The 25,132-nt window shown below is 33.4% G+C and carries 12 protein-coding genes and 1 pseudogene; 10 read left to right on the top strand and 3 right to left on the bottom strand.

The annotated features are described in order from the left end of the window. Positions 1-59 precede the first annotated feature (59 nt). From ACP6PL_RS25510 to ACP6PL_RS25465, 10 genes are all read left to right on the top strand, one after another. Complete coding sequence (locus ACP6PL_RS25510) at positions 60-275, top strand: hypothetical protein (RefSeq protein ID WP_426548139.1); 216 nt, start codon at positions 60-62, stop codon at positions 273-275. Positions 276-305: 30 nt separating this feature from the next. Continuing rightward, positions 306-440, top strand: a complete 135-nt coding sequence (locus ACP6PL_RS25505) for a hypothetical protein (RefSeq protein ID WP_426548138.1) — start codon at positions 306-308, stop codon at positions 438-440. A gap of 489 nt (positions 441-929) precedes the next feature. Further along, entirely contained in the window at positions 930-2,957 is a 2,028-nt protein-coding gene (locus ACP6PL_RS25500; RefSeq protein WP_426548137.1) for a glycosyltransferase family 92 protein, read from the top strand. 349 nt (positions 2,958-3,306) lie between these two features. Beyond that, positions 3,307-5,151: a sulfotransferase family 2 domain-containing protein gene (locus ACP6PL_RS25495; protein ID WP_426548136.1), complete on the top strand. Its 1,845-nt coding sequence runs from the start codon at positions 3,307-3,309 to the stop codon at positions 5,149-5,151. Between the two features lie 117 nt (positions 5,152-5,268). Further along, complete coding sequence (locus tag ACP6PL_RS25490) at positions 5,269-10,062, top strand: glycosyltransferase (protein ID WP_426548135.1); 4,794 nt, start codon at positions 5,269-5,271, stop codon at positions 10,060-10,062. Between the two features lie 738 nt (positions 10,063-10,800). After that, positions 10,801-13,566 carry an ATP-binding protein gene (locus ACP6PL_RS25485; protein WP_426548134.1) on the top strand — a complete coding sequence of 922 codons (2,766 nt, stop codon included), beginning with the start codon at positions 10,801-10,803 and terminating at the stop codon, positions 13,564-13,566. Between the two features lie 192 nt (positions 13,567-13,758). Then, positions 13,759-16,131 carry an ATP-binding protein gene (locus ACP6PL_RS25480; protein ID WP_426548133.1) on the top strand — a complete coding sequence of 791 codons (2,373 nt, stop codon included), beginning with the start codon at positions 13,759-13,761 and terminating at the stop codon, positions 16,129-16,131. Positions 16,132-16,164: 33 nt separating this feature from the next. Beyond that, positions 16,165-17,592 (top strand): diguanylate cyclase domain-containing protein, encoded by a 1,428-nt coding sequence (locus tag ACP6PL_RS25475; RefSeq protein ID WP_426548132.1) that lies wholly within the window; start codon positions 16,165-16,167, stop codon positions 17,590-17,592. A gap of 53 nt (positions 17,593-17,645) precedes the next feature. Then, positions 17,646-19,292 (top strand): response regulator, encoded by a 1,647-nt coding sequence (locus ACP6PL_RS25470; RefSeq protein WP_426548131.1) that lies wholly within the window; start codon positions 17,646-17,648, stop codon positions 19,290-19,292. Positions 19,293-20,326: 1,034 nt separating this feature from the next. Beyond that, positions 20,327-21,589, top strand: a complete 1,263-nt coding sequence (locus ACP6PL_RS25465) for a hypothetical protein (protein ID WP_426548130.1) — start codon at positions 20,327-20,329, stop codon at positions 21,587-21,589. A 52-nt stretch (positions 21,590-21,641) separates the two neighbouring features. On the opposite strand, the pseudogene ACP6PL_RS25460 reads toward ACP6PL_RS25465, so the two are convergent. The 3 genes and pseudogenes from ACP6PL_RS25460 to ACP6PL_RS25450 form a co-directional block, all read right to left on the bottom strand. Further along, positions 21,642-21,818 (bottom strand): annotated as a pseudogene (locus tag ACP6PL_RS25460) (IS1 family transposase); the annotation flags it as partial. A 541-nt stretch (positions 21,819-22,359) separates the two neighbouring features. Beyond that, the gene (locus ACP6PL_RS25455) at positions 22,360-23,760 is read right to left on the bottom strand and encodes a protein adenylyltransferase SelO (RefSeq protein WP_426548129.1); all 1,401 of its coding nucleotides are present in this window, start codon (positions 23,758-23,760) and stop codon (positions 22,360-22,362) included. Positions 23,761-24,020: 260 nt separating this feature from the next. Further along, positions 24,021-24,632 carry a cysteine dioxygenase family protein gene (locus tag ACP6PL_RS25450; protein ID WP_426548128.1) on the bottom strand — a complete coding sequence of 204 codons (612 nt, stop codon included), beginning with the start codon at positions 24,630-24,632 and terminating at the stop codon, positions 24,021-24,023. Between the last annotated feature and the right edge of the window lie 500 nt (positions 24,633-25,132).

Below are 25,132 nucleotides of genomic sequence, written 5' to 3'. Positions count from 1 at the left end.
TCAAACAAAAACCAGATGCTAATGTATTATAATTTGACAGTGGTTATTCTACGATATGGATGTCTAAACTAACTAAAAAACTTATTTCTATTGAACATGATATTAAGTGGTATGAAAGGGTGAAAAATTACCTCGATCAAAATGCAAATTGTAATTCTGTAGATTTAAGACTTTTGTCTAGACCATATCATGGATTATGTAAAGAGTTTGCTCCAGAATTTTTCGATTTAATTATTGTTAATGGTCGCGATCGAATGAAATGTCTAGAAGCGTAAATTAGAGTTTTAAAACCAGGAGGAATTTTAATGTTGGATGATGCACAAAGACAAAAATATAAGCCTAGTCATAATTTATTAAAAAATTGGCAAGTTACAGAAACTTTTAGTAAAGCTCGAAATACATATTGGTGGCAAAAACCATTAGCTATAATGAAAAAATAAATCAACAGTTTAAAAATAATTAAAATGACAATGAGATGATAGAAAATTTTAAGTTTAATAGATGTTAGGTTATCGAAAATTAATTCTCAACATTTGTGGATATGATTTCTAGATCGAACAAACAAAATTAATAAATATATTAAACAATGAGATTCAATTTTTAGGTTTAGTTGTGGGTAAAAGTTCGACCGCAGTCACAGTAGAAGTAATAAATGAAGGAAAAGTTATTGAAAAAGTTCCCATTAATAGAATTGCTAGTTTTGCTCAAATAATACCTAGCAAGGGAGCAAGATGCTTCTACTTTTCCTTAACCAAAATAATTATAATTGACCACCACTCTTTATTTTTAGTCAAAGAGACTTGAAAATAAAGTTCTTTGGTTACTGCAGCTTATTTTTGAAATTATTCTTTTATTGAGATTACAAGTAAATTTTAGGTAGTAGAAATGATTAGTATAGAAATTTCAATACAGGTGAGGTACAAAATGCAATGAATACAAATACTAAAACAAAACTCAGTATATGCGCCATAATGAAAGATGAAAGTCCTTATTTAGAAGAATGGTTAGAATTTCATAAATTAGTTGGTGTAGAAAAATTCTATTTATATGACAACAACAGTACAGATAATACTCAGGAAATTTTGCAATTATATATTCAAAATGGAGAAGTAATATATTATTATTGGTCTGACAAACCAGGACAAATCTCGGCTTATACCCATTGTGTAAAGAATCACAGATATGACTCAGAATGGATAGCATTTATCGATTTAGATGAATTTTTATTTCCCACGGTAGCAGATAAAATAACAGACATAATAGATGAATTTTATGACGTTTCAGCATTAGGAGTTAACTGGCTAAATTTTGGTACATCAGGACATGAAAAAAAGCCCGAAGGATTACAAATAGAAAACTTTATTAAACGTGCTAAGACAAGTTTTGGTCCTAATAAACATATCAAATGTATTGTACAACCAGAAAAAACAGTTCGCCCACTGAATCCTCATCAATTTGTATTTTCTGAAGGTCGGGCAGTAACAGAAAATAAACAAAGAATTAACGGACCTTTTTCATCAACACATTCCATTAAAAAACTAAGAATAAATCATTATACTACTCGCTCAAAAGAAGAAAGTATGAAAAAAATGATGCGAGGTAGGGCAACTAAAAATGAACAAAGACCTTGGTCGCATTTTGAATCGAAAGATGTGATATTTAATGAAGTAGAAGATTTAACTATTCACAGATATATTCCTCAACTCAAGAAATCATTAGGCATAATTACCAAAGATAATAGTAATGTCTCTTCCTATTTAGAAAAGTCTAACTTATTACTAACTATTGGCAATATAGGTAAAGTAGTAATTGAGGATCAATACCTAAAATTAACAGGTTGGATAGTTTCTTTAAATATGCTTCCTATTAGTGAGTTTAAACTTTGGATTGGAGGTGAAGAATATAGAGACTTTAAACAAACTGTAGGAATAAAAAGTCCGAGAATAAAAAAAGCTCACCCTAGATTCAAAGGATCAGGAAAAGCGAGATTTTATCTAGAAATACCTTTGAATAAAACACACAGAGAAAACTATCAAAACCTCCTAATTGTTTTAACCCCTATTGCGGAAAACTTTGAGGGTTGTATTTTGGTTAATGTCTTTAATCCTTCTTTTATGCTTCCTACCAAAGAATACATAGAGCGAGTTAATAGAAATAGTGCTTTTAACTTTCACTCTAATGCTTTCAAGTGGTTAGGATATTTAATTCAAAGAACAGGTATCAAACCTACAAATAGTATTCTTGATATAGGCTGTGGAATAGGAGAAATTGCCTATGGTTTGACTTATTACTTAACACCTAGAGCGCGTTATGAAGGTATTGAATTTTCAGAAAAAGTAATTGATTGGGCAAAACAAGAAATTACTTCTAGAAAGCCAAACTTTAACTTTCAATGGCACAATATTTATCATCCTCTTTGTAATACCAAGGGAACTATGCCTATGACAGAATTTATATTGCCCTATCCAGAAGCAAGTTTTGATGTGATTTGTATTAGTAATCTTTTTTATCATTTGTCTAGTATTGATCTGCGTCATTATCTCCATCAAATTCAGCGAGTTTTAAAAATAGGAGGAAAGTGTTTATTTGCCTGTTTTTTAATTAACTATGAAACTGAAAAATTAATTGCTGATGATAAAAGTTCTCAGCCTTTAGTTTATGAAATAGAAGGTGGTTTCTGTTTAGATCCAGAACTGCCAGAAAAGACTGTGGGTTTTCAAGAATCCCTAATAATTGATTGGATAAAAGAAAGTGGCTTAACTATTGTAGGTAAATATTATGGTTCATGGTGTGGTCGCAAATCTTTTACTTATCAAGATTTACTAATTGTAGAAAAAAAAACTGAACTTAACTCAAAGTTATCTAACTACCAGATAATTTTAGAAAGATACAAGTCTAAACTAGAAAAAATTCAGGTTAAAATTGATGCTTCAAAATCTCAAAAAAACCAGAATTAATGTAAGCGGTCAGCTATTAGCTATCAGCTATTAGCTTTATTACTATTAAGGGAGGAAAAAGTAATTGAGAGATTTCAAAGAATTAAAAGTATTTGTAAAATTCCATTATACATCTCCAAAAAAGAGGGATTAGGTAGTAGGTAGTAGGGTAAAATAATTGATGATTTATGTGTGATAATTGATTTGATTTTTTATTATTGGAGATGTCTATTAGTCAACCTTAATAGTTTATCCAACCACATAGTTCATTAAAAAGCTATTTGCGTAGCATTCCGCAGGATGAGCTGACTGTTAATAGCTGAATACTTACGAATTAAGCACAATATTATTGTAAAAATTTAATCAAAAAATGAGCCAGATAAATCAACCTTACGGAACAGAAGAAGTAAACGCAAAAGTTATTTCAATTCATGTACCAAAAACTGCTGGTACAACATTTAAAAAAGTTTTGAGACAAATATATCATCCAGAAGAGATTTTCTTTGATTATCCACATCGAGGTGATTTACGCCATAAAATGTTAACTAATCCCAAGCCTGGAGTCAAAGTAATTCATGGTCATTTTCCTGGGGATAAATATGATAATAAATTTCCAGAGTATAGAAAAATTATTTGGCTAAGAGACCCGATAAAACGGTTAATTTCTCTTTACTTTTTTTGGAAAACTTGGCAAATATTAGTAGAAAGTGATGCAGAAAATTTAGCACCTGTAAAAGAATCAAATTTGACATTTAGAGAATTTGCTGAAAAGCCGGAGATGCAAAATCTAATCAAATCAAAATTTGTGCAAGGACAGAAATTAACAGATTTTTATTTTGTAGGTATTCAAGAATTTTTTAGTCAGGATTTACATGAACTCAAAGTAATGCTAAATTGGCCAGAATATGAATTAGAAACTCAAAATACTAATCCCTATCCAGAATATCAGTTATTACTAGAAGAAGTATTATCTAATCAACAAATACTTAATCAAGTATCGGCGATAAATTATAAAGATATAGAACTTTATCAAGAAGCCTTAAGTATACGGGAGAAGCGGAGAAAAATATCCCAGATACAATACTATACTCAAGATTATTCTAGGAAACAAAAAAGTATCCAGAAAAAACGAAAAATTAATCCTTTACTTACTTGGGGTTCTATTGATCGAATAATAATTAAAAATCAAGTTTTACGCTTATCTGGTTGGGTTGCTTCACTTGATGCTGGTATATTAGAAGGATTTAAAGTTTCTATTGGGAATCAACAGTTTAGTTTCTTTGACAAAACTCTGAATATACCTAGTCCAGATGTAGAAAAAGTTCACCCTAGTTTATCCGGTTCTGGTAATGCTAGATTCCGTATCAAAGTGCTTTTAAATCAACAACAAATTAATCAATTACAACATTCATTAATTGCTTTGATTCCTCAATTTCAAGACGGTGAAGGTATAGTAATATTGAAAGTATTAGCACCTCTTTTACCACCACCTGAAGAGAAGTATATAAAAACAACTAATTCTGATGGAAGTGGTCAATTTTTTCGTACTTCCTTCAAATTATTAGGAGATTTAATTCAGAGATTAGGTTTACAACCAACAGACCATATTCTTGATGTTGGTTGTAATATTGGTACAGTTGCTTATGGCTTAGTTCATTACCTACAACCTTCTGGTCGTTATGAAGGTTTTGATGTAGTAGAAAACTTTATTATCTGGACAAAAAAAGAAATTACAAATCGCAAACCTAACTTTAATTTTAACTGGCATAATATTCATCACCCTCTTTATAATCCTACAGGAAAAATATCTGCAAATAATTTTATTTTCCCTTATCCTGATGCTAGCTTTAATTGTGTTTGTATTTCTCACTTATTCACTCATTTACAAGGTTATGAAATTTGTCATTATTTGGATGAAATATATAGAGTTTTACAATCTGGAGGGAGATGTTTATTAATTTGCTTTTTAGTCAATTCGGAATCAGAAGAGTTGATAGGTAAAGGTAAAAGTTCCCAACAGCTTATTTATGAAATAGAAGATGGTTTTACTATAGATATTAATTTGCCAGAGAAAGGGATTGGATTTAGTGAGAATATATTATTAAAATGGATAGAAGAACGAGGTTTTAAGATTCTAGAAAAATCTTATGGTTCTTGGTGTGGTCGGACTTCATCTATTAAAGAAGATTTGTTAGTTTTGGAAAAAAATCTTTAAGGGCTTAGTAACCATGCCCGCACAGAGTTAAAATATATAAATTAACTTATAAATCGTGGCAATACCTAGTTTATTATCATAATTTACTAGCAAGTAATTTAGCAAAATATTACTAATATGGAAAAAGTTGAAAAAACAAATAAACAATCTAAACAACTAGCCGCAACTACTGGATTTTTAGACCAAGTAGCAATAGAAAATGAAACTGTTTGTTTAAGTGGATGGGTTCTGTCATTTGAGTCTGAAGAGGTGACTAATTTTAAAGTTTTATTTGGCAGTCAGCAATTAACAGGATTTGCCTTAACTCAAAATCTTCCTAGTCCTGGAGTAAGCAGGGCACATCCAAATATTTCGGCTGCTAATAATGCTCGGTTTATTATTAGGTTGCCGATGAATAAACAGCAGCAACAAGAATTTAAAGATGCTCTGATTATTTTAATTCCTTTAGTAGAAAATTGTGAAGGAGAACCTCTGTTAAATGCGGTTACTCCTGCTTTATCTTCTTTAGTAAAAACACCGGAAGCAAATAATTTACCAATCCAAACTCCGCAGGTAGAATTGATTTCTGTTCATGTGCCAAAAGCTGCTGGAACTGCTTTTAGACAGGTTTTATTACAGGTTTATGGAACTCAAGGAGTTCTGACGGATAAAACTAATATGTTTGAAGATAATATGCCAGCTACTATTCATTGGCAGACTAAAGTTATTGAGGGTCATTTTCGGGCTGGTAAGTATGATAAATTATTTCCTAATGCTCAGAGAATTACATGGTTAAGAGAACCGATTCGGCGGTTGATTTCTGATTATTGTTTTCGTCACATATCTAATCCTACAAAAGACTATCTCAATAAAGAAGGTTTGTTAAAGTTTGCTCAAAGTAATAGTAATCTAATGACTTATTGTGTCAATGGTAAGTCTCTAGATTATTTTGATTTTGTGGGAATTACAGAATATTTTGCTGAAGATTTACTGGAACTGAAAAATACTTTAGGTTGGTCTGATTATGAGGTGATTTATCAAAATAGAAATCCTTATCCAGAATATGTTGAATTTCAAAAGGAAGTCTTATCAGATAAAAAATTAATGGCTGATTTAGCTGCTGCTAATAGTGAAGATATGGAACTTTATGCAGCAGCTTTAAAATTAGCAGAAGGAAGAAGTCAAAAATTTAGAATTCAGAATTCAGAATTCAGAAGTGGAGAAGAAGTTAGCAGTGATATTAATTTACCAGAAAAAAATGTAGTTAATTTACAGCAATATCCGGTGACAGAGAAAACAGAATTATTACCAATATTAGGTTCTCTAGACAAGGCAGAATTTGATAATCAAGAATTACTACTTACAGGTTGGGTGGTTTCTCCTAATTCGGGGGAAGTAAAAGGTTTCAAATTAACTATTGCAGATACGAGAATAGAGAAGTTTGAAGCTGCTTTGAATTTACCAAGTCCAGATGTGGAAAAATTGCACCGTAATCTTAATACTTCTGGTAAAGCAAGATTCCGCCTTAAAGTACCTCTTAACCCAGAACAAATCTCACAATTCCAAAATGCTCAGATTGTTTTAACTCCCATCTTTAAAGATGGTGAAGGTAGGGTTTTATCCAAAGTATTAGGTAATCCTCAAAAAATTACTTTTCCTGAAGCACCCATAGTTTCAGAACAACCCAAATTTATTCCAGCAATTGAACCAATTACAACAACCAGTATAACACTTAGTAAAACTCAAGATTTAAAAGTTGAAAATCAACAATATTCTGGGATTGATAAATCTATTAGTTCGATAGTGGTTGATTCTTTTGGTTATTTAGATAAGGTAGGAATTTCCGATCAAAAATTAGTCATATATGGTTGGGTAGGTTCGGAAAATTTTGGTTCTGTAGAGGGTTTTAAAGTTGTTATTGGAGGTAAACAATTTACTTCTTTTGCACAAGAATTAGGTCTACCTAGTCCAGATATAGCAAAAGTTCGCCCTAAACTTAATAATGCTGAAAATTCTAGGTTTCGCCTGGAAATTTTCCTCTCTCAAACAGAACTTCAAAACTGTCAAAATTCTCTGATTGCTCTAACTCCAATATTTCAAGGGCAAGAGGGAAATATTCTGTTTCAATTATTTAAACCTTCCCTGCCTATTCCTGATGATAAATATATAGATGGGGGGGTAAGTAATTTTATTCCCAGAAGTTTCAAATTTTTAGGTGACTTTATCCAAAGGGTAGGTCTTAAACCCACTGCTGAAGTTTTAGAAATTGGTTGTGGAATTGGGAATATTGCTTATGGTCTTTCCTATTATTTACAATCTCCAGGGCGTTATGAAGGATTTGACTTTTCTGAGGAATTAATATCTTGGGCACAGGAAAATATTACAACTCAAAAACCTCATTTCAGCTTTCGTCAGATAGACTCAGATTTTCAACTTCCCTACGATGAAAAAAGTTTTGATTTTGTCTTTATTAGTTCTAGATTTACTCAAGTCGGTGGAAGTGAGATTCGTAATTATTTAGATGAAGTTTATCGAGTTTTAAAACCAGGCGGTCGTCTATTATTTAATTGTTTCTTGGTTAACCATGAGTCAGAACAATTAATTTCTGAAGGTAAAAGTTCTCAACCTCTTATTCATCGACTTCAAGAAGGTTTTACTAAAGACCCTAATGCTCCAGAAAAAGGTATGGGTTTTCTAGAGTCTTTATTGTTGGAGTGGGTGAATAATTCTGGTTTTGATGTGTTAGAAAAATTCTACGGTTCTTGGTGTGGCAGAGTGGGTTGTAAAAGTTATCCAGATATGTTGATTCTTGGGAAGGAAGAAGGAAGAAGAAAGAAGGAAGAAGAAAGAAGGAAGGAAGTCCGAAGCACGAAGTACGAAATTGATATTGAGAAGCAAGAAGAATACAGGAACTCAGAAGTCAGAAATCAGAAGTTGGAAGTTGATATTGAAAAGCAAGAAGAAATTGCGGAAATAATTTATACAGCTACCTCTTCTATTTCTCCTTTACTGACAGAAATAATGGCAGATTTGGAAAAATCGCAAACAGAGATTCAAGAAATTAAAGCTGATTTAGAAAAGTTCAAATCTAAAAAGATAAATACTCCAGCTAAAAGTTTATTTCCTGTCGAACCAGATAAAAATTTGTCTGAGTTGGGGGAAGAAACTCCTACTAAAAAAAAAATTATAACTAACCAGATAGAAGTAGATACTCATTTGCCTGGTTTGGGAGAACAAACTCCTACTAAATCAGTAGAAGAAGTTAATAATTTTTCTGGATTGGGAGACCAAACCTCTACAGAAAAAAAACAGGAATTATTAGGTTTATCAGGAGTAACGGTTGAAAAGTTCTGGGAAATTATTAACCCAGTAATTTTAATGGCAGGAAAAAGAGATTTTTCTCAACCTTCTATTAGTATCCTAACTCCTACTTGGAATTCTTCTTTAGATTGGTTTGTGGAAACAGTTTTGAGTGTTCTTAACCAATCTATTCCTGATTGGGAATGGTGTATTGTTGATGATGGGTCAAAACAGCCAGAAATTAGAAATGTTCTTGCAGATTTGGCAGAAAAAGAATTGAGAATTAAAGTTCTATTTTCAGAAGATAATGGGGGTATTAGTGCTGCGACAAATAAAGCACTAAAAATGGCTAAAGGAGAATTTATTTGTTTATTAGACCATGATGATACTCTCGCACCGACAGCTTTAGAAAATAGTTTGCATAAACTGGCAGAAGGATTTGATGTGGTTTATTCTGATGAAGATAAAATTGATTTTTCTGGCTTAAATTATATTCATCCATTCTTTAAACCTGACTGGTCTCCTGAATATTTTCGTGGCGTAATGTATGTCGGTCATTTATTATGTGTTCGTCGAGAAATAGCTTTAGCTGCTGGTGGTTTTAAGAGTGAATTTGATGGGGTACAAGATTATGAGTTTATGTTACGAGTTTCCGAGCAAACTAATAAAATTGCTCATATTTCTCAACATCTTTATCATTGGCGACAAGTTCAGGGAAGTATTTCGGGAGATGCTGATGCTAAAGCTGGTATTGAAGTAGTACAACAAGCTGCTGTTAATGCTCATTTAGAAAGAATTGGTTTGGCAGCAAAAGCTGAACCTGGTTTGGGTAGACATCGGGTAAATATTAATCCTTTGCCGAGAAATAATTATCCTTTGATTAGTTTAATTATTGCTACTCCTAATATTTCGGAAAGTCTCATTCAATGGGTGGAAAATTTATTGTCTGTTTCTACTTATCCTAAAAATGAAGTAATTTTAATTGGTGAAAATGGAACAGATAATTTAATTCAAAATCCTGCTGTTAAGGTTTTAAGTTTATCGGGTAATTTTAATTATTCTCGTGCTTATAACTTGGGTGCTAAAACTGCCCAAGGTGAATATTTTGTTTTTGTGAATACTAATTTAGAACTTGCGGTTAATGATTGGCAAAGACATCTTTTATATTATGCTGAACAATCTGATGTTGGTGCTGTAGGAGGATTTTTGCTTTTCCCTAATGGAACTGTTGAACACGCAGGTATTGTGTTAGAAAAGTTGGGAAAAGTTAATTATGTAATGCGAGGTTATCCTACTAATCATGATGGTTATGCAGGTTCTTTGGTTTGTGCAAGAGAGGTGTCTGCTGTGAGTAGAGATTGTTTGATGGTGAGTCGGGAAAATTTTGAGTCGGTAGGTGGTTTTAATGAACATTTTTTCTATGATTATCAGGATGTTGATTTGTGTTTGAAATTGAGAAAGAAAGGTAAACGAATTTTGTTTACTCCTCGCAGTGTTTTAATTAACCATGAATCAGAAAAACATAGACAACAAAATTATGATGTGGTTGATTATATGTTGCTGTTAGATCAATGGCAAATTGATATGGATCTGGGCGATCCATATTACCAATGGATAATGGATAATGGATAATGGATAATGGATAATGGATAATGGATAATTGATAATGGATAATTGATAATGGATAATTGATAATGGATAATGGATAATTGATAATTAATCAATTCGGCTTTATTGCCTCTCCGTTTCAATGGATAATTGATAATTGATATAAGAAGAGAGTTTTTATGAGCCACTCTCCATTATTCATTGTTCATTATCCATTACAGTGCTTTTCAGATGGATAAACCACATAGTCATAACCAAAACTCTGTAGGGGCGAATGGCCATTCGCCCCTACTGTAGTCTACTGAAATGAAAACCGCTGTAATGAAAATCCTAATTTTGATATTCAACATAATAATTATACCAGTTTGAAAAAAGAATGCTACGAAAAGGTAGCTCTTGATCGGATGTGCTGAAAAATAGCTACTCCAATTCATTTTAGATAGTTATATCTATCGTTTTCCCTTTTTTTTTGAATGTTTATCCCTTCTTGCTTCTTGCTTCTTCCTTCTTCCTTATTTCTACCATTTGTAGCAAACATTTATAAAATTGGTATTATTCTATGATTGTGTAGCGATCGCGAAGTCAGAATTGAGAATTCAGAAGTTAAACTTGTAGCAGATAATAAATTTGAGACGCGCGAGAACTCAGTCAGAGATTAGTTTTGACTTTTGACTTGCGCTACGCGCTATAAATGGGAAGGATGGTAACTAAAAAATGCCAAACAGGTACTTGAGTTCATTGTTCCATAAACTTTCTCTGCGGATGGTATTGATAGTCCCTTTTGTGATGCAACTGCTGATAAGCGTTGGACTGGTAGGTTATTTGTCTTATCGAAGTGGTCAGGAGGCAGTACAAAATCTCTCAGAACGCTTGATGACAGAAGTGGTAGAGCGAGTTAATTTGTATATTCAGCAGAATCTCCAGACGGCAATGCAAATTAACAAAATGAATATTGAAGCAGTCCGAAGTCAAACAGTCAATTTAAACAATTTAGCTGAAGTCGAGCAACTCTTATGGGTGCGCATCAAACAATTTGAAACCGTCACTGGTATTTTCTTGGGTTTCCCTGACGGAACGTTTCGAGTGACTCATCGCAGAAATAAAGAACGCATTGAAGGGATGATTTCTGATTCTGAACGCCCAGAGCGTTTGACTATGTATCTTTTGGATGAAAGAGGAAATCGTACCCAAGAGCTTTTTTCTCTTGATCCATTCATTATCCAAGATACCCTTTGGTATCAAGGTGCAGTCAGAGATGGCGCTCCTGGTTGGACAAAATCCTTTCAAGTCGGTAAACTTCCTATTCTCGCGGTTAACACTTATGCGCCGTTTTTTGATTCCCAAGCTCAGTTGCAAGGAATTTTTGCAGTCAATGTGGGTTTGACATTGATACAAGATTTTTTGAAATCCCTAGATATTTGTCATGGTTGTCGTATCGCGATCGTCGATGAGGATGGTTGGATGCTGGCAACTTCTATTGATGAAAGTCCATTTATTACACCGGAAATTAGGGAGAAAACTGATAATGTTGGTAACTATCATGGGTCTTTTCAACGATTGAAACCAAGCGAGAGCAAAGATCATGCCATTGCAGCAGCAGCAGTTCATTGGCAAACTTTAGCAAGAGACAGAAATACAGTGACGCGATCGCAATTTCGTTGGGAGCAAGAGCAATATTGGTTACAACTTACCCCTTTAGACATAGAAATATCTCATCCTGATTGGACGATCGCCATTATTGTCCCGCAGTCAGAATTTATGGCACAGATTCATGCCAATACCAGAATCACGATCGCCCTTTGTATTTTGGCCTTGGTTATCGCTATCATCTTAGGTATTTTTACCGCAGGTTGGATTACGCGACCAATTTTGAAATTAAACCAAGGGGCAAAAAGTATGACTCAAGGAGAATGGCATCAAAAGACAATAGTGGAGAGCGATCGTAGTGATGAAATTGGGGAATTAGCTCAGTCTTTCAACCTTATGGCAAGGGAATTACAAGTGTCATTTGAAACTCTCGAACAACGAGTAGCAGAGCGAACTGTTGAACTCACGGAGTCGAATCAACAATTATCGATTGCTAAACAAAAAGCGGAAGTAGCAAACCAAGCAAAAAGCACTTTCATTGCTAATATGAGCCATGAATTACGCACTCCTTTAAATGCCATTTTAGGCTTTTCGCAAATTATGACTCGTTCTCGGAGTTTATCACAAGAACATCAAGAAAATACAACAATTATTAATAACAGTGGTAGCTATTTATTAACCTTGATTAATAATATTTTAGACTTATCTAAAATTGAAGCCGGCAAAATGACTCTGAATGCCAATAAATTTGATTTTTATTCCTTCTTGAACGAAATTGAAGACCTATTGCATCTGACAGCAGAAAATCAAGGTTTAACATTAATCTTTGACCATGAAGATCATGTACCTCAATATATCTATACCGATGAAACTAAACTCCGCCAAGTCTTAATTAATTTAATCAATAATGGGATTAAATTTACATCTGAAGGTGGTGTAAGTGTAACAGTTGGTACTCAAAAGGAATCCTCCCTTAATCCCCCCTTTGAAAGCAGGGAAAGTTTTCAAAGAAGGGAAAGTCATGAAAAAGCAACTATTATTTTTGAAGTTAGAGATACAGGAGCTGGAATAACTCAAGATGAAATGCCCAAATTATTTGAACCATTTGCTCAAACTGAAACAGGTAAAAATAGTCAAGAAGGCACAGGATTAGGATTACCCATTAGTCGTAAATTTGTGCAATTAATGGGAGGAGATATTACTGTTAAAAGTCAAGTAGGAATAGGTACAACTTTTAGATTTGATATTGAAGTAGAAGTTGTCAACAAAACAGATATAGAAACTCAAGAAAAACCACGTCATGTAATTGGCTTACAACCCAATCAAATCCGTTATAAAATCTTAATTGTAGATGACCGCCCGACTAATCGTTTATTATTGATTAAGCTATTACAACCATTAGGATTTGAATTAAAAGAAGCCACAAATGGAAAAGAAGGAATTGAAATCTGGGAAAAATGGCAACCTCATTTAATTTGGATGGATATGAGAATGCCAGTAATGGATGGTTACGAAGCAACTCAACAGATTAAAGGTACAATCAAAGGAAATGCCACGGCAATTATCGCCTTAACAGCAAGTGTGTTAGAAGAACAGAAAGCAATTATTTTATCAGCAGGATGTGACGATTTTGTCAGAAAACCTTTCCGAGAATCAATAATTTTTGAAACGATGAAAAAGCATTTAGGAGTGGAATATATTTACGAAGAGGAAAGTCAATCTCAAACTGGCACTGAATTATCAAGTTTAACAGTAGAAGATTTACAAAGAATGCCCACTGAATGGTTAGAAAAAGTGTATTATGCTGCCAAAGCTTTAGATGATGATATGATGGAAGAACTAATTGTACAAATTCCTGTTGACCAATCTTTATTAGCGGAAAAGTTAACTACTTTAGTGAATGAATTTCAATTTCAGACTATTAGACAATTATTAGAATAATCCTTGAATATTCAATTAAAATTATTAAGCATAAAAACCATAAAATTCTCCTTTTTTTACTGCTGATATCTAATTTTCTTTTCAAGTAGATAATTTTCAGACAATGCCTATCAATCAAAGAATATTTATATAATATTTAGTTATCTTTTTGGTAAAATACTTAAGTAAAATACCATTTCCATTACAAAGTCTATGCAGCTCCAAATTCGTATCTTTTTAGTATTCGTAATCGGGTTGTTGAGCATATTTTCTGATTGTGTAGCTAAAGCTGAAAAATCAATCAAAGTTGGTGTTCAAAATAATCCACCAGGTGTTTTTGTTGATGATAAGGGTATTCCTCAAGGATTATTTATTGATTTGTTAGAGGAGATTGCTAAACGCAAACAATGGACACTTGAATATGTATATGACGACTGGAATGCTAACCTTCAAAAACTGAAAGACAGTGAAATTGATTTACTTACTTCTATATCCTATTCAGAAGAGCGAGATAGATTTGCTGATTTTGTGGATGAACCTGTAGCCATCAAGTGGGGAACTGTTTACCTAAAACCCAACAGCAAAATTAAAATTTTACCGGATTTAGATCAAAAAAAAGTTGCTGTACTTAAGGGTAGTATCCACACATCTAATTTTATGGCAGTTACTCGTGATTTTGACATTCAGCCACAAGTTATTAAAGTTTTAACAGAGTCGAAAGTCTTTGAATTAGTTGAAAGTGGAAAAGTTGATGCTGGTGTTGTCAACAGTACTTTTGGATATCTCCAAGAAGAAAACTATCAAGTTGAAAGAAGCTCAATTGTTTTTCACCCAACTCAATCAACATTTGCTACCCCAGAAGGTAAACATGATGATATCCGTCAAACCATTGATACATATCTCAAACAATGGAAGCAAGATCGACAATCCATCTATTACGAAGCCTATAACCATTGGTATGGTGGTAAAGAATATGTAAAAGAAACCATACCTAAGTGGCTGATTATTTTATTAATTGGAGGAATTGGTGGAACGATAGTTATCTTCTTTTGGAATCAAACACTAGAGCAGGAAATTGAACGACGCAAGGTATTAGAATTACAACTTCAAACCTCGAAAGAAAAAGCAGAGGTAGCAAACCAAGCAAAAAGCACTTTTATCGCCAATATGAGTCATGAATTACGCACTCCTTTAAATGCTATTTTAGGCTTTTCGCAAATTATGCTCCGTTCTGGGAGTTTATCAAAAGAAGACAAGGAAAATACAACTATTATTAATAATAGTGGTAGCTATTTATTAACCTTGATTAATAATATTTTAGACTTATCTAAAATTGAAGCCGGGAAAATGAATCTGAATGCCAATAAATTTGATTTTTATTCCTTGTTGAACGAACTGGAAGACTTATTACATATTACAGCAGAAAATAAAGGATTAACATTAATATTTGATTATCAAGATTGTGTACCTCAATATATCTATACCGATGAAACTAAACTCCGGCAAGTCTTAATTAACTTAATCAATAATGGAATTAAATTTACCTCAGAAGGGGGTGTGAGTGTCACAGTTATTAGTCAAAAACAATCCCGCCTTAATCTTCCCTTTCAAAGGGATAAAAATTTTGGAAAAGCCTTTGAAAGGGGGAAAGGTAATAATGAAAAAGCAACTATTATTTTTGAAGTCAGAGATACAGGAACAGGAATAGCTGAAGATGAAATGAGTAAATTATTTGAACCATTTGCTCAAACTGAAACAGGTAAAAATAGTCAAGAAGGCACAGGATTAGGATTACCCATTAGTCGTAAATTTGTGCAATTAATGGGAGGAGATATTACTGTTAAAAGTCAAGTAGGAATAGGTACAACTTTTAGATTTGATATTGAAGTAGAAGTTGTCAACAAAACAGATATAGAAACTCAAGAAAAACCACGTCATGTAATTGGCTTACAACCCAATCAAATCCGTTATAAAATCTTAATTGTAGATGACCGCCCGACTAATCGTTTATTATTGATTAAGCTATTACAACCATTAGGATTTGAATTAAAAGAAGCCACAAATGGAAAAGAAGGAATTGAAATCTGGGAAAAATGGCAACCTCATTTAATTTGGATGGATATGAGAATGCCAGTAATGGATGGTTATGAAGCCACTCAACAGATTAAAGGCACAACTAAAGGAAATGCAACAGCAGTTATAGCCTTAACAGCGAGTGTATTAGAAGAACAAAAAGCAATTATTTTATCAGCAGGATGTGATGATTTTGTCAGAAAACCTTTCCGAGAATCAATAATTTTTGAAACGATGCAAAAGCATTTAGGAGTTGAATATATTTACGAAGAAAATACTCAATTTCAAACAATTACTGAATTATCGAGTTTAACAGTAGAAGATTTACAGACAATGCCCACTGAATGGTTGGAAAAAGTCTATTTTGCTAGTAAAGCTCTAGATGATGATATGATGGAAGAATTAATTGATGAGATTCCTGTAGCTCAATCTTTATTAGGGCAGCAGTTAAAGACTTTAGTTGATGATTTCCAATTTCAGAGAATTCGACAACTTCTTGAATCTATTTTATGACTAATTATTATTGAAAAGATTCAAAATATAATTATGATTCAACCTAATCATTTACAAAAACAAAATTTAGAAGCTACAATTCTCATTGTTGACGATCAAATTTCAAATTTAAAAGTTTTAGCAAATTTATTAAAAAACAACAATTATAAAGTCAAAAAAGCTATTAATGGAGAAAATGCTCTGATTGCTGTAGAAACTGATATGCCGGATTTAATTTTATTAGATATAAAAATGCCCATAATGGATGGTTATGAAGTTTGTCAAAAATTAAAATCTAATCCTCAAACTCAAGATATTCCAGTAATTTTTATTAGTGCTTTGAGCGAAGTATTGGATAAAGTTAAAGCATTTCAATTGGGAGGAATAGACTATATTACTAAACCTTTTCAGGAAGAAGAAGTTTTAGCAAGAATCAGTAGTCAGTTAATTATTAGAAGACAGTCAAAACTCTTAGAAGAAGAACAAAAATTATTAAAGATAAAACAAGAATCATTAGAAAAAGAACAAGAAAAACTTAAGCAAGAAATTAAATACAGGAAAGAAATAGAAGAAATTTTATATCAATCTAGGGCAATGATTTCTAGTATTGTCAATAGTTCCCTTGATGGGATTGCCGCTTTAGAAGCAGTCAGAAATCCAAAAACTGGAAATATTGAGGAGTTTCGCTGTTTAGTAGTTAATCCTCTTATTGCAGAAGTTTTTAATCAAGAAACAGAACATTTAATCGGTAAATTGGTGTTTAAAAAATTTATTCATAAAATTGATCCTGATTTATTTCCCGCCTTTGTTGAAGTCGTAGAAACAGGAATACCTTTAGAAAAAGACTTTACTTATGAATATAAACAAGAGCAAAAATGGTATCATTTTATTGCCGTTAAATTAGCTGATGGTTTTGCCATTACTGTAAGAGATATTACGGCCAGGAAAAAGCTAGAATTAGAACTAAATTATCTCGCAACCACAGACGAATTAACAGGAATTGGTAATCGTCGTATTTTTGAGAAAACTATATTGAAAGAATGGCAACGTTGTCAAAGAGAAAAGCAACCTTTATCTCTGATATTATTCGATCTGGATTATTTTAAATTATATAATGATTTTTACGGACATCAAGCTGGAGATAATTGTTTAAAGCAAGTTGCCCAAGCTGTAAAGAATGTCTTAAATCGTCCTTACGATCTGATTGCTCGTTATGGAGGTGAAGAATTTGTGATTATTTTGCCTAATACAAATCTGCAAGGGGCGAGTTCGATCACTGAACTTATCCAACAAGCTGTTCGTAAAATAGCAGTTCCTCACAAAGAATCAAAGGTAAGTTCAATTCTCTCTGCTAGTCTGGGTATTGCCAGTATCATTCCTAGTTCAGAAAGTTCACCGGATGCTTTGATTAAAATGGCGGATAAAGCTCTGTATATAGCGAAACAAGAAGGGCGCGATCGAGCGATCGCTTATACTCCATAAAAAATGAAGAGGAAGAAAAATTAAAGCTATGAGTTAGGATAAACTATAAAACGATGAATACTATATCACAGAAAAATTGTGAAGGAATTATTTTAATAGTTGATGATAACCTGCAAAATTTAAAAGTTTTAGCTACTCTTTTAAAAAATCATAATTATCAAGTAAAAAAAGCCATTGATGGCGAAAGCGCCTTGGTTTCTATAGAAACTGATATTCCTGATTTAATTTTATTAGATATTAAAATGCCTGAACTTGATGGCTATCAAGTTTGTGAATCCTTAAAAGCGAATTCTAAAACCCAGGAAATTCCTATAATTTTTATTAGTGCTTTAAATGAAGTTTTTGATAAAGTAAAAGCTTTTGAAGTAGGAGGAATAGACTATATAACTAAGCCTTTTCAAGAAGAAGAAGTTTTAGCAAGAATCAAAAGTCAGTTAACAATTCAAAAACAAAAACGACTATTAGAAGAAGAAAGACAATTATTAAAAATAGAACAAAATAATCTTAAAGAAGAAATTAGACAACGCCAAGAAGCAGAAGCTATTTTATATCAATCTAGGGCTTTAATTTCTAGTATTTTAAATTCTTCTCTTGATGGGATTGCAGCTATGTCAGCATTAAGGGATAGGAGAACGGGAAATATTATTGATTTTTCTTGTTTAGTTGTTAATCCAGTTATAGCTAGAGCTTTTAATCGAGAACCACAAGATTTAATTGGTAAATTAGTGCTGAAAAAATTTTTAGATAGAATTGATTATGACTTATTTGATAATTTTGTTAATGTAGTAGAAACTGCAAAATATTTAGAGAAAGATGTTTATTATAATGACCAAGTAGAAGGAAAATGGTATCATTTCATCGCTGTTAAATTAGGAGATGGTGTTGCGATTACAGTCCGAGATATTACAGAAAGGAAAAACTTAGAATTAACCCTGGAAGAAACTAACAAAGAATTAGAAGCTTTTAGTTATAGTGTAGCTCATGATTTACGGAATCCATTAGGGAATATTGAATCATTAATTGATTTTCTCCAAGAAGAATATAAAAATCATAATCATCCCACTCAAAACTCTCAAGAATTTTTTCATGTTATTTCTGAATCAACTGCTCGGATGCAGCAAATTATTAAAGATTTACTGCTGTTGTCAAAGGTTAAAAAAAGTGCCATAAACCTTGAATTAATGGATTTAAGTAATATAGTTGAATCAATACTGATAAAATTCCAAAGAAAGGAACCACAAAGAAAATTAGAATTAGTAATTCATCCCAATGTTATAGCTAAAGCAGATCAAAACTTTTTAACAATTGCTTTAGAAAATTTAATTAGTAATGCTTGGAAGTATTCATCTAAAAAAGATGTTACTTATATTGAATTTGGAGTTTTATATTCAGAAAAACAAAATTTAGATTCAATTATTAATCAATGCTATTTATGTTATCAAAACAAAAACTTATGTGAACAAAAATTAGATCGAATTTATTTTATTAAAGATCATGGAGCAGGTTTTAATATAGAAAATTTTGAAGAATTATTTACTCCTTTTAAGCGCTTCCATTCAGATAATGAGTTTCAAGGAATTGGTATTGGTTTGTCAATTGTCAAAAGAATTATTAATCGTCATCAAGGCTTAATTTGCTGTGATTCTCAAGTAGGAGAAGGAACAACTTTTTATTTTACTCTAAATGACTTTGCGGCTTGAATAACGAAAATACGTTGTACTCTCCTGACTCCTGTACATCGCCAATCTGACAGCTCCCCTACTTGATATCAAATCCTCTTAATTCGGTATAAAAAAATGTTCCATCTTCAGCTATTGCTAAATCTTTCTAGATATCCACATCTCCCTACACTTCCCATCCTCCCCACCCTGTTTATCTAATTATACCACTTTGAAAAAAGAATGCTACAAAAAGGTCAATCTTTATCGGATATGTTGAAAAATAGCTGCCCCAATTAATTTTAGATAGCTATCTCTATCATTTTCCCCTTTTTTTTTATATTTACCTCTTCTTCCTTCTTCCTTCTTCCTTACTTCTACTATTTGTAACAAACATTTATCAAAATGGTATTATACCGATGCTACCGGATTCGATATCACTTCCCGGCATCGCATAAATGCGCTTGGGATTTTACAGCGGTTTTCATATGAATAAACCACAATCATACTACTGACTCATTACTCCTTACTCCTTACTCCTACAACATTTTTGTGGTCTACTCAACTGAAAAGCACTGTAATAGTTTTGTGTTTGGGGGCATCTTGCCCGTTCCTTATATTTTCGGACAGGCAGGAACAGGCAAGATGCCTGTCCTACTTAATATTCATCCCACCACTCAGCAATGCCGACTTCCCGAATAAATCTGCCAAATTGGCAACTACTTCCGAATTATTCTGGATAAGATTAAATTATGTTAAAGGATTAAAACAAAACAAAGTTAAAGTTAACTTGTTCAAAGCATCCTAGGACTTAGATAAATAGAGTCAAATATAGATAGGTATAGGTTTTTACGTCAAAAAGGTATAAATCCTTTTCTGGCGATGTTTTTCCTGCCGAGTGCTGCCAAAATATCCTTGTTGAAGGCATCGAGGCTATTTTCTTGTCTAGACTCACTTTTCCTAGGTCATGCTATGCAAACAGGCATTTTTTCAACCAGAAAATTTTTAAGTACCAATAAGATGTCCGGTATGGACTGCTTGTAGTTTTTAATTTATCGTTTTAAGAGGTATTGTTTATGACAGGTTTGGACTTGAGTCAAGTAAAGTTTGATTCAACCTCTAATGTAATCGATCTGGGGATTGCACTCTTCAACCCCAAGTCCTCCATTATCAAAACACGTAGAGGAGGTGATAAGCTAATTGGTACTGACTCTGTAAATGGTGACTTTGGTATGGGAGTGCTTGTTGGAGCAGCAGCCCAAAACGCCCAAAACATCAACTCTGTTATTGCCTCTGCGGAATTTAGTGGGAATAATGTTGCTGCCAATGGTATTAAGAACAAAGGGATTCTCAAGACAGGAAGAGGACGCGATCTAGTAGAAGGTACTGCAACAGCCAACATCTCTGCTGTAGCACAAACCGTATCTCAAGCTATAGCTATTGCTGATACTGCTGATACTGGTGTGATTACTAATGCTTTTGCCTCCATAAAAGTTAGGTCTACTGCCGATGGTATTGATAACTCCGGTGGCGAAATTAACAACGGTCAGGGTCAGGATGGTATTTATGGCGATACGGAAGGTTCTGTGGCAGCAGTCGCAACAGCTACAGCAGATGCCTCCGCTATCGTCGAGGCTGTTGCCAAAGCCCCTGTTTCAGATGGTCTCACGGCTTTCGCTGGAGCATTTGCTCAAAGTTTAGCTAAGGCAACCATCATTGCCAGAGGTATTAATAATAAAAATGGCAAAATTACTACAGTTAAAGGTAGGGATACTATCCATGCTACGGCTACTTCCAGTGCTGAGGGCTTGTCACAATCTGCAGCTTTGGCTTTGTTGAGTGGTACTCCGGGAAATCAAGCTTTGGCTCAGTCTGTTGCCGATGCTTTTGCCAAGGTTAAGGACAAGGCGATCGCTATTGACAACACCAACGGTGAGATTCGTACCGGAGCTGGAAAGGATATTCTAACTGGTGAGGCAAGTGGAAGCGATTCTTACGGTATTTTTGGCGGCGACATTTATATGGGTGATGGAGCTGATACAGTAGAAGCCTCCAGTTTTGGAGGTGGCGTCAATATAAGAATGGGCAATGGGAAAGACTTTGTTGAAGGTTTCGGTGACGCTAAAATAAATGGTGGTGATGGTGATGATATATTCAGCCTTGGCTCTTATAACATAGAGGAATTTGACAATATCAGTTTCGGTGCTAATAACAATAAGGTTATGTTTGAACGAGATGGTATTACCATGACTACAACTAACTTTGAAGAATTCATTTTTGGTAATGAAAATAATCTCTTGACCTATGATGAATTATATGAATTAATGGTAGCCGTGTAGATGTAGTTATAAAATTATGAAGATGCAATATAGCTGCCACTAGGCTCTGCCTTATAGCACCCAAGAATTTTCTAGTTTTTGTAGAAAAAGATAAAGTCTTCCTGCCCAACCGAGAAATTCTTTGAGGTAAAGTATTATTTAACCTTTTTATATAGGCGGTTAAACCAGTTTCTTTTCCCACTGATTTATGCCTAAAATTGGGAAAAATATGATCGTAAGTTGACCAGAAATATATAGCGTATACACGGTGTTTACAATTGGTTGGGGTTTATAGCTTGTTCAATAATTGATAATTGATAATGAATAATTGATAATTACCTCTCCCTAAAAGGAAGAGGATTGACGCGGTAGGGAAAATTTTTTCTCTCTTGGTCGATTGGATATGGCGTTTCGCTGCACGACATGAAAAGCGTTCGCGGCTCTGTAAGAGCGGGAAACCTCGCCATCCCATCCTTCGGAATGCTCCGCATTCATGTCGGCTCTGAGCCGAAACGACCGCTTGTTTCTCCTTTAAAGGAGATGCTTTATACCTTAATTCTTCGGTAAAAGTATCCCCATTTAATTTTCACTTCTTACTCTTTAGTTTCTTCCTTATATCATGTCCGGTTGAATAGTTATAATTAAAGTTCGTAGTAGGGCTTCAGCCCGATATATACTTAGGGCTTAAGCCCTACTACAAACAAAAACTTTTTGTTTCGCTTTCGCGACATGAAACGCAAAGCGAAACGTAGTTTTATCGCTGATTATCTGAACATGATATTATTTCTTCTTCAATCATATATTTGCTGTAATAAATCATAAAATGGCTGCCAATTATCCTCTAATGTAATTAGTTCCCATACTGACTCAATTACAGGTCTAATTAAACTTTGTTGCGGATTATATTGTTGTAACCTTTCCGTCATTTCCTTTAATTCATTATCAGAATAAATCTGCAAAAGATGATAATAATATTGTCGCCACTGCTCTATTAACTCTGGCTGTTCAAAATCAGCAAAAATCTGACTAATATCATCACGCCATTGGGGAGAAAATTTTTGTCTCAATTCACAAAAGAAATCGTGGTATCCAACCTGAGAATCTGTCAGCATTTTTATAGTTAGCTGAAGTAACTTTTCTGCATCTGCTTCAGGTAACTGTTCAAACCCTAATCTTCTCATCATTAATTCCCTATATTTATGCAGATAACAATCATCAAATTCGTCTAAAGCTGACCTCATATTCTTTCGCTCAATAACCGCAGCTAATGCTTCTTGAAGTAGGTGTAAATTTGACTTACAAACTAATGGTTGATGACTGTAACGGTAAAGACCAGAATAATCAAAATAAGCTGCTGTAAATTTAGGATCATAAGTGGGAATAAAAGAGTATGGACCATAATCAAAACTTTCCCCAGTAATTGACATATTATCTGTATTTAATACACCATGACAAAATCCTGCAGCCATCCATTGAGCAACTAATTTAGCAACTCTTTCTACTAACTCCGAGTAGAATAAAAGGTAGCAGTCGCTCTCTTCCTTCAGATGAGAATAATAACAATCAATTACATGGTCTAATAACTTTTTCGTTAAATCCGGGCGCTTAAAAAAATGCAATCTTTCAAAAGTACCAAACCGAATATGAGAACGACTAAAACGCACCATCACCGACGAGCGAGTAGGAGAAGGTTCATCCCCACGCCATAATCCTTCCCCAGTTTCAATCAAACTCAGACATCGGGAAGTACGAACCCCATGACGGTGCAACATTTCAGCAGCCAAGACCTCGCGCACCCCGCCTTTGAGAGTAAGTCTACCATCAGCACTGCGAGAATAAGGCGTTCTACCCGAACCCTTAGTGCCAAAATCATATAATTCACCATTTATGCCACGCACTTGACCATAAAGAAAACCCCTACCATCTCCTAAGTAAGGGTTATATTCACCAAATTGATAACCGTGATAACGTAGGGCTAAAAAAGGTCCGACACAATGAAATTTACCAAAAGCTTCAATAAAATGCTCATTCTTAACATCTTGAGAATTTAGTCCTATTTTCGGGAGTAATTTATCGTTACGAAATCGCAAAATATGTTGGGGAAATTCAGCAGCAAGTACCTCATCATAATAGTCACCGCCTAAAGCTTCAATGGCAGGTTCATAGTTGAGAGAAAGTAAAGGATTAGACATTATTAATGGATAATGGATAATGGATAATGGATAATGGATAATGGATAATGGATAATGGATAATGAAAACTATCACTAATTATCCGGACATGATATTACTGAGTTGCAGTTGTCTTTCTTCTTCCTCCTTAAAATTTAAGATACAAAGCCTCTCAATTCATGGAGAAAAAATAAAAAAATTCCTTTTAGCCAATCCTCTTCCTTATCAAAAGAGATAATTATTAATTGTTAATTATTAATTATTGAATCCTTCTTCCTTCTTCAGAATTTTTTCGCAGTTTGAGCAACTGGGTCAAATTCAAACCTTTCAGAAGATTTTGTTTCACCATAAATATTAAAAGTTAATGTAGGTTCATCTCCAACTACTTCTATATTATGAATAGCATCAGAAGTGAAACTAATTAAATCTCCAGGCTGTAATATTTGCTCTCCAGCTACTTCAATTTTATATTTATTTTCTGGGTCAGGACTAGGTTTCCAGAAAGTATTTTTTTCCTGACCTTTTAATACTGCTACTATTCCCCAAGTACCATGATTATGAATTGTTGAAATTGCTCCTGGCATAAATTTTACTGTTTGTACTGTCAGGGGAAATCCTAACTCATCATACAATAAAGTAACAGATATTCCTGTTTTTTCACAAGGTTCTGGTTCTTGAGTTTGCAGCCAGTATGAATTAGTCATAAATTGTCTGACTAAAAATCTAATTTTTGGCAAACAACTAGCTTCATCTATAGTATCTTTTAACGTATCTTCAAGTTCTGTTAAAAATCGATAAAACCGATAATTTTCTCTTAATAATTTCCATTCATTAACAGTTTCACAAGGTTGACATTGACCGTCTCCAGTCAAAAACCAATCTTGATGCTTCATGTTTATTTCTCCCCTGGTAGTAATTATGCTTTGGTTAATGACAACTTGTAACAATTGACTCCAAATATTTATACATTATATAGTCAAAGTTGCTACTTGAAAAATAATAAAAATATAAAATTTTTCAGGTGTATTAAATTATAAGTTCATACAAATATAATACATATTTTTATGTGTTCTACTTGACAAATATTCTGCATAAATTATTGAATATGATGTCCATGTAATTTATTTGTTTGTGTAAATCGTTGGGGAATATCTACTCAATTTAATTATTCCTACCATATTTTTATATAGTATTCTGTGTCATAAACATCATATAATCTAAGTAAAAAACTACTATTTTTTCTTTTTCTTCTTCTTTTTCTTCTTTTTATCTTCCTTACCATCATGTAAGAATTTTAACTCACCGATTTCTTGTTTGTCTTCTTCTAGATATTCGCGAACCGTACGAAAAAAACTGTAGAAAAATGAAACAGCTTTTATCTTGATATTGGATT

The organism is Dapis purpurea BLCC-M126 (assembly GCF_050015975.1).
GTDB lineage: Bacteria > Cyanobacteriota > Cyanobacteriia > Cyanobacteriales > Microcoleaceae > Trichodesmium.
Note: the sequence above shows the minus strand (reverse complement) of the source record. Positions and strands in the feature narration are given on the sequence as shown.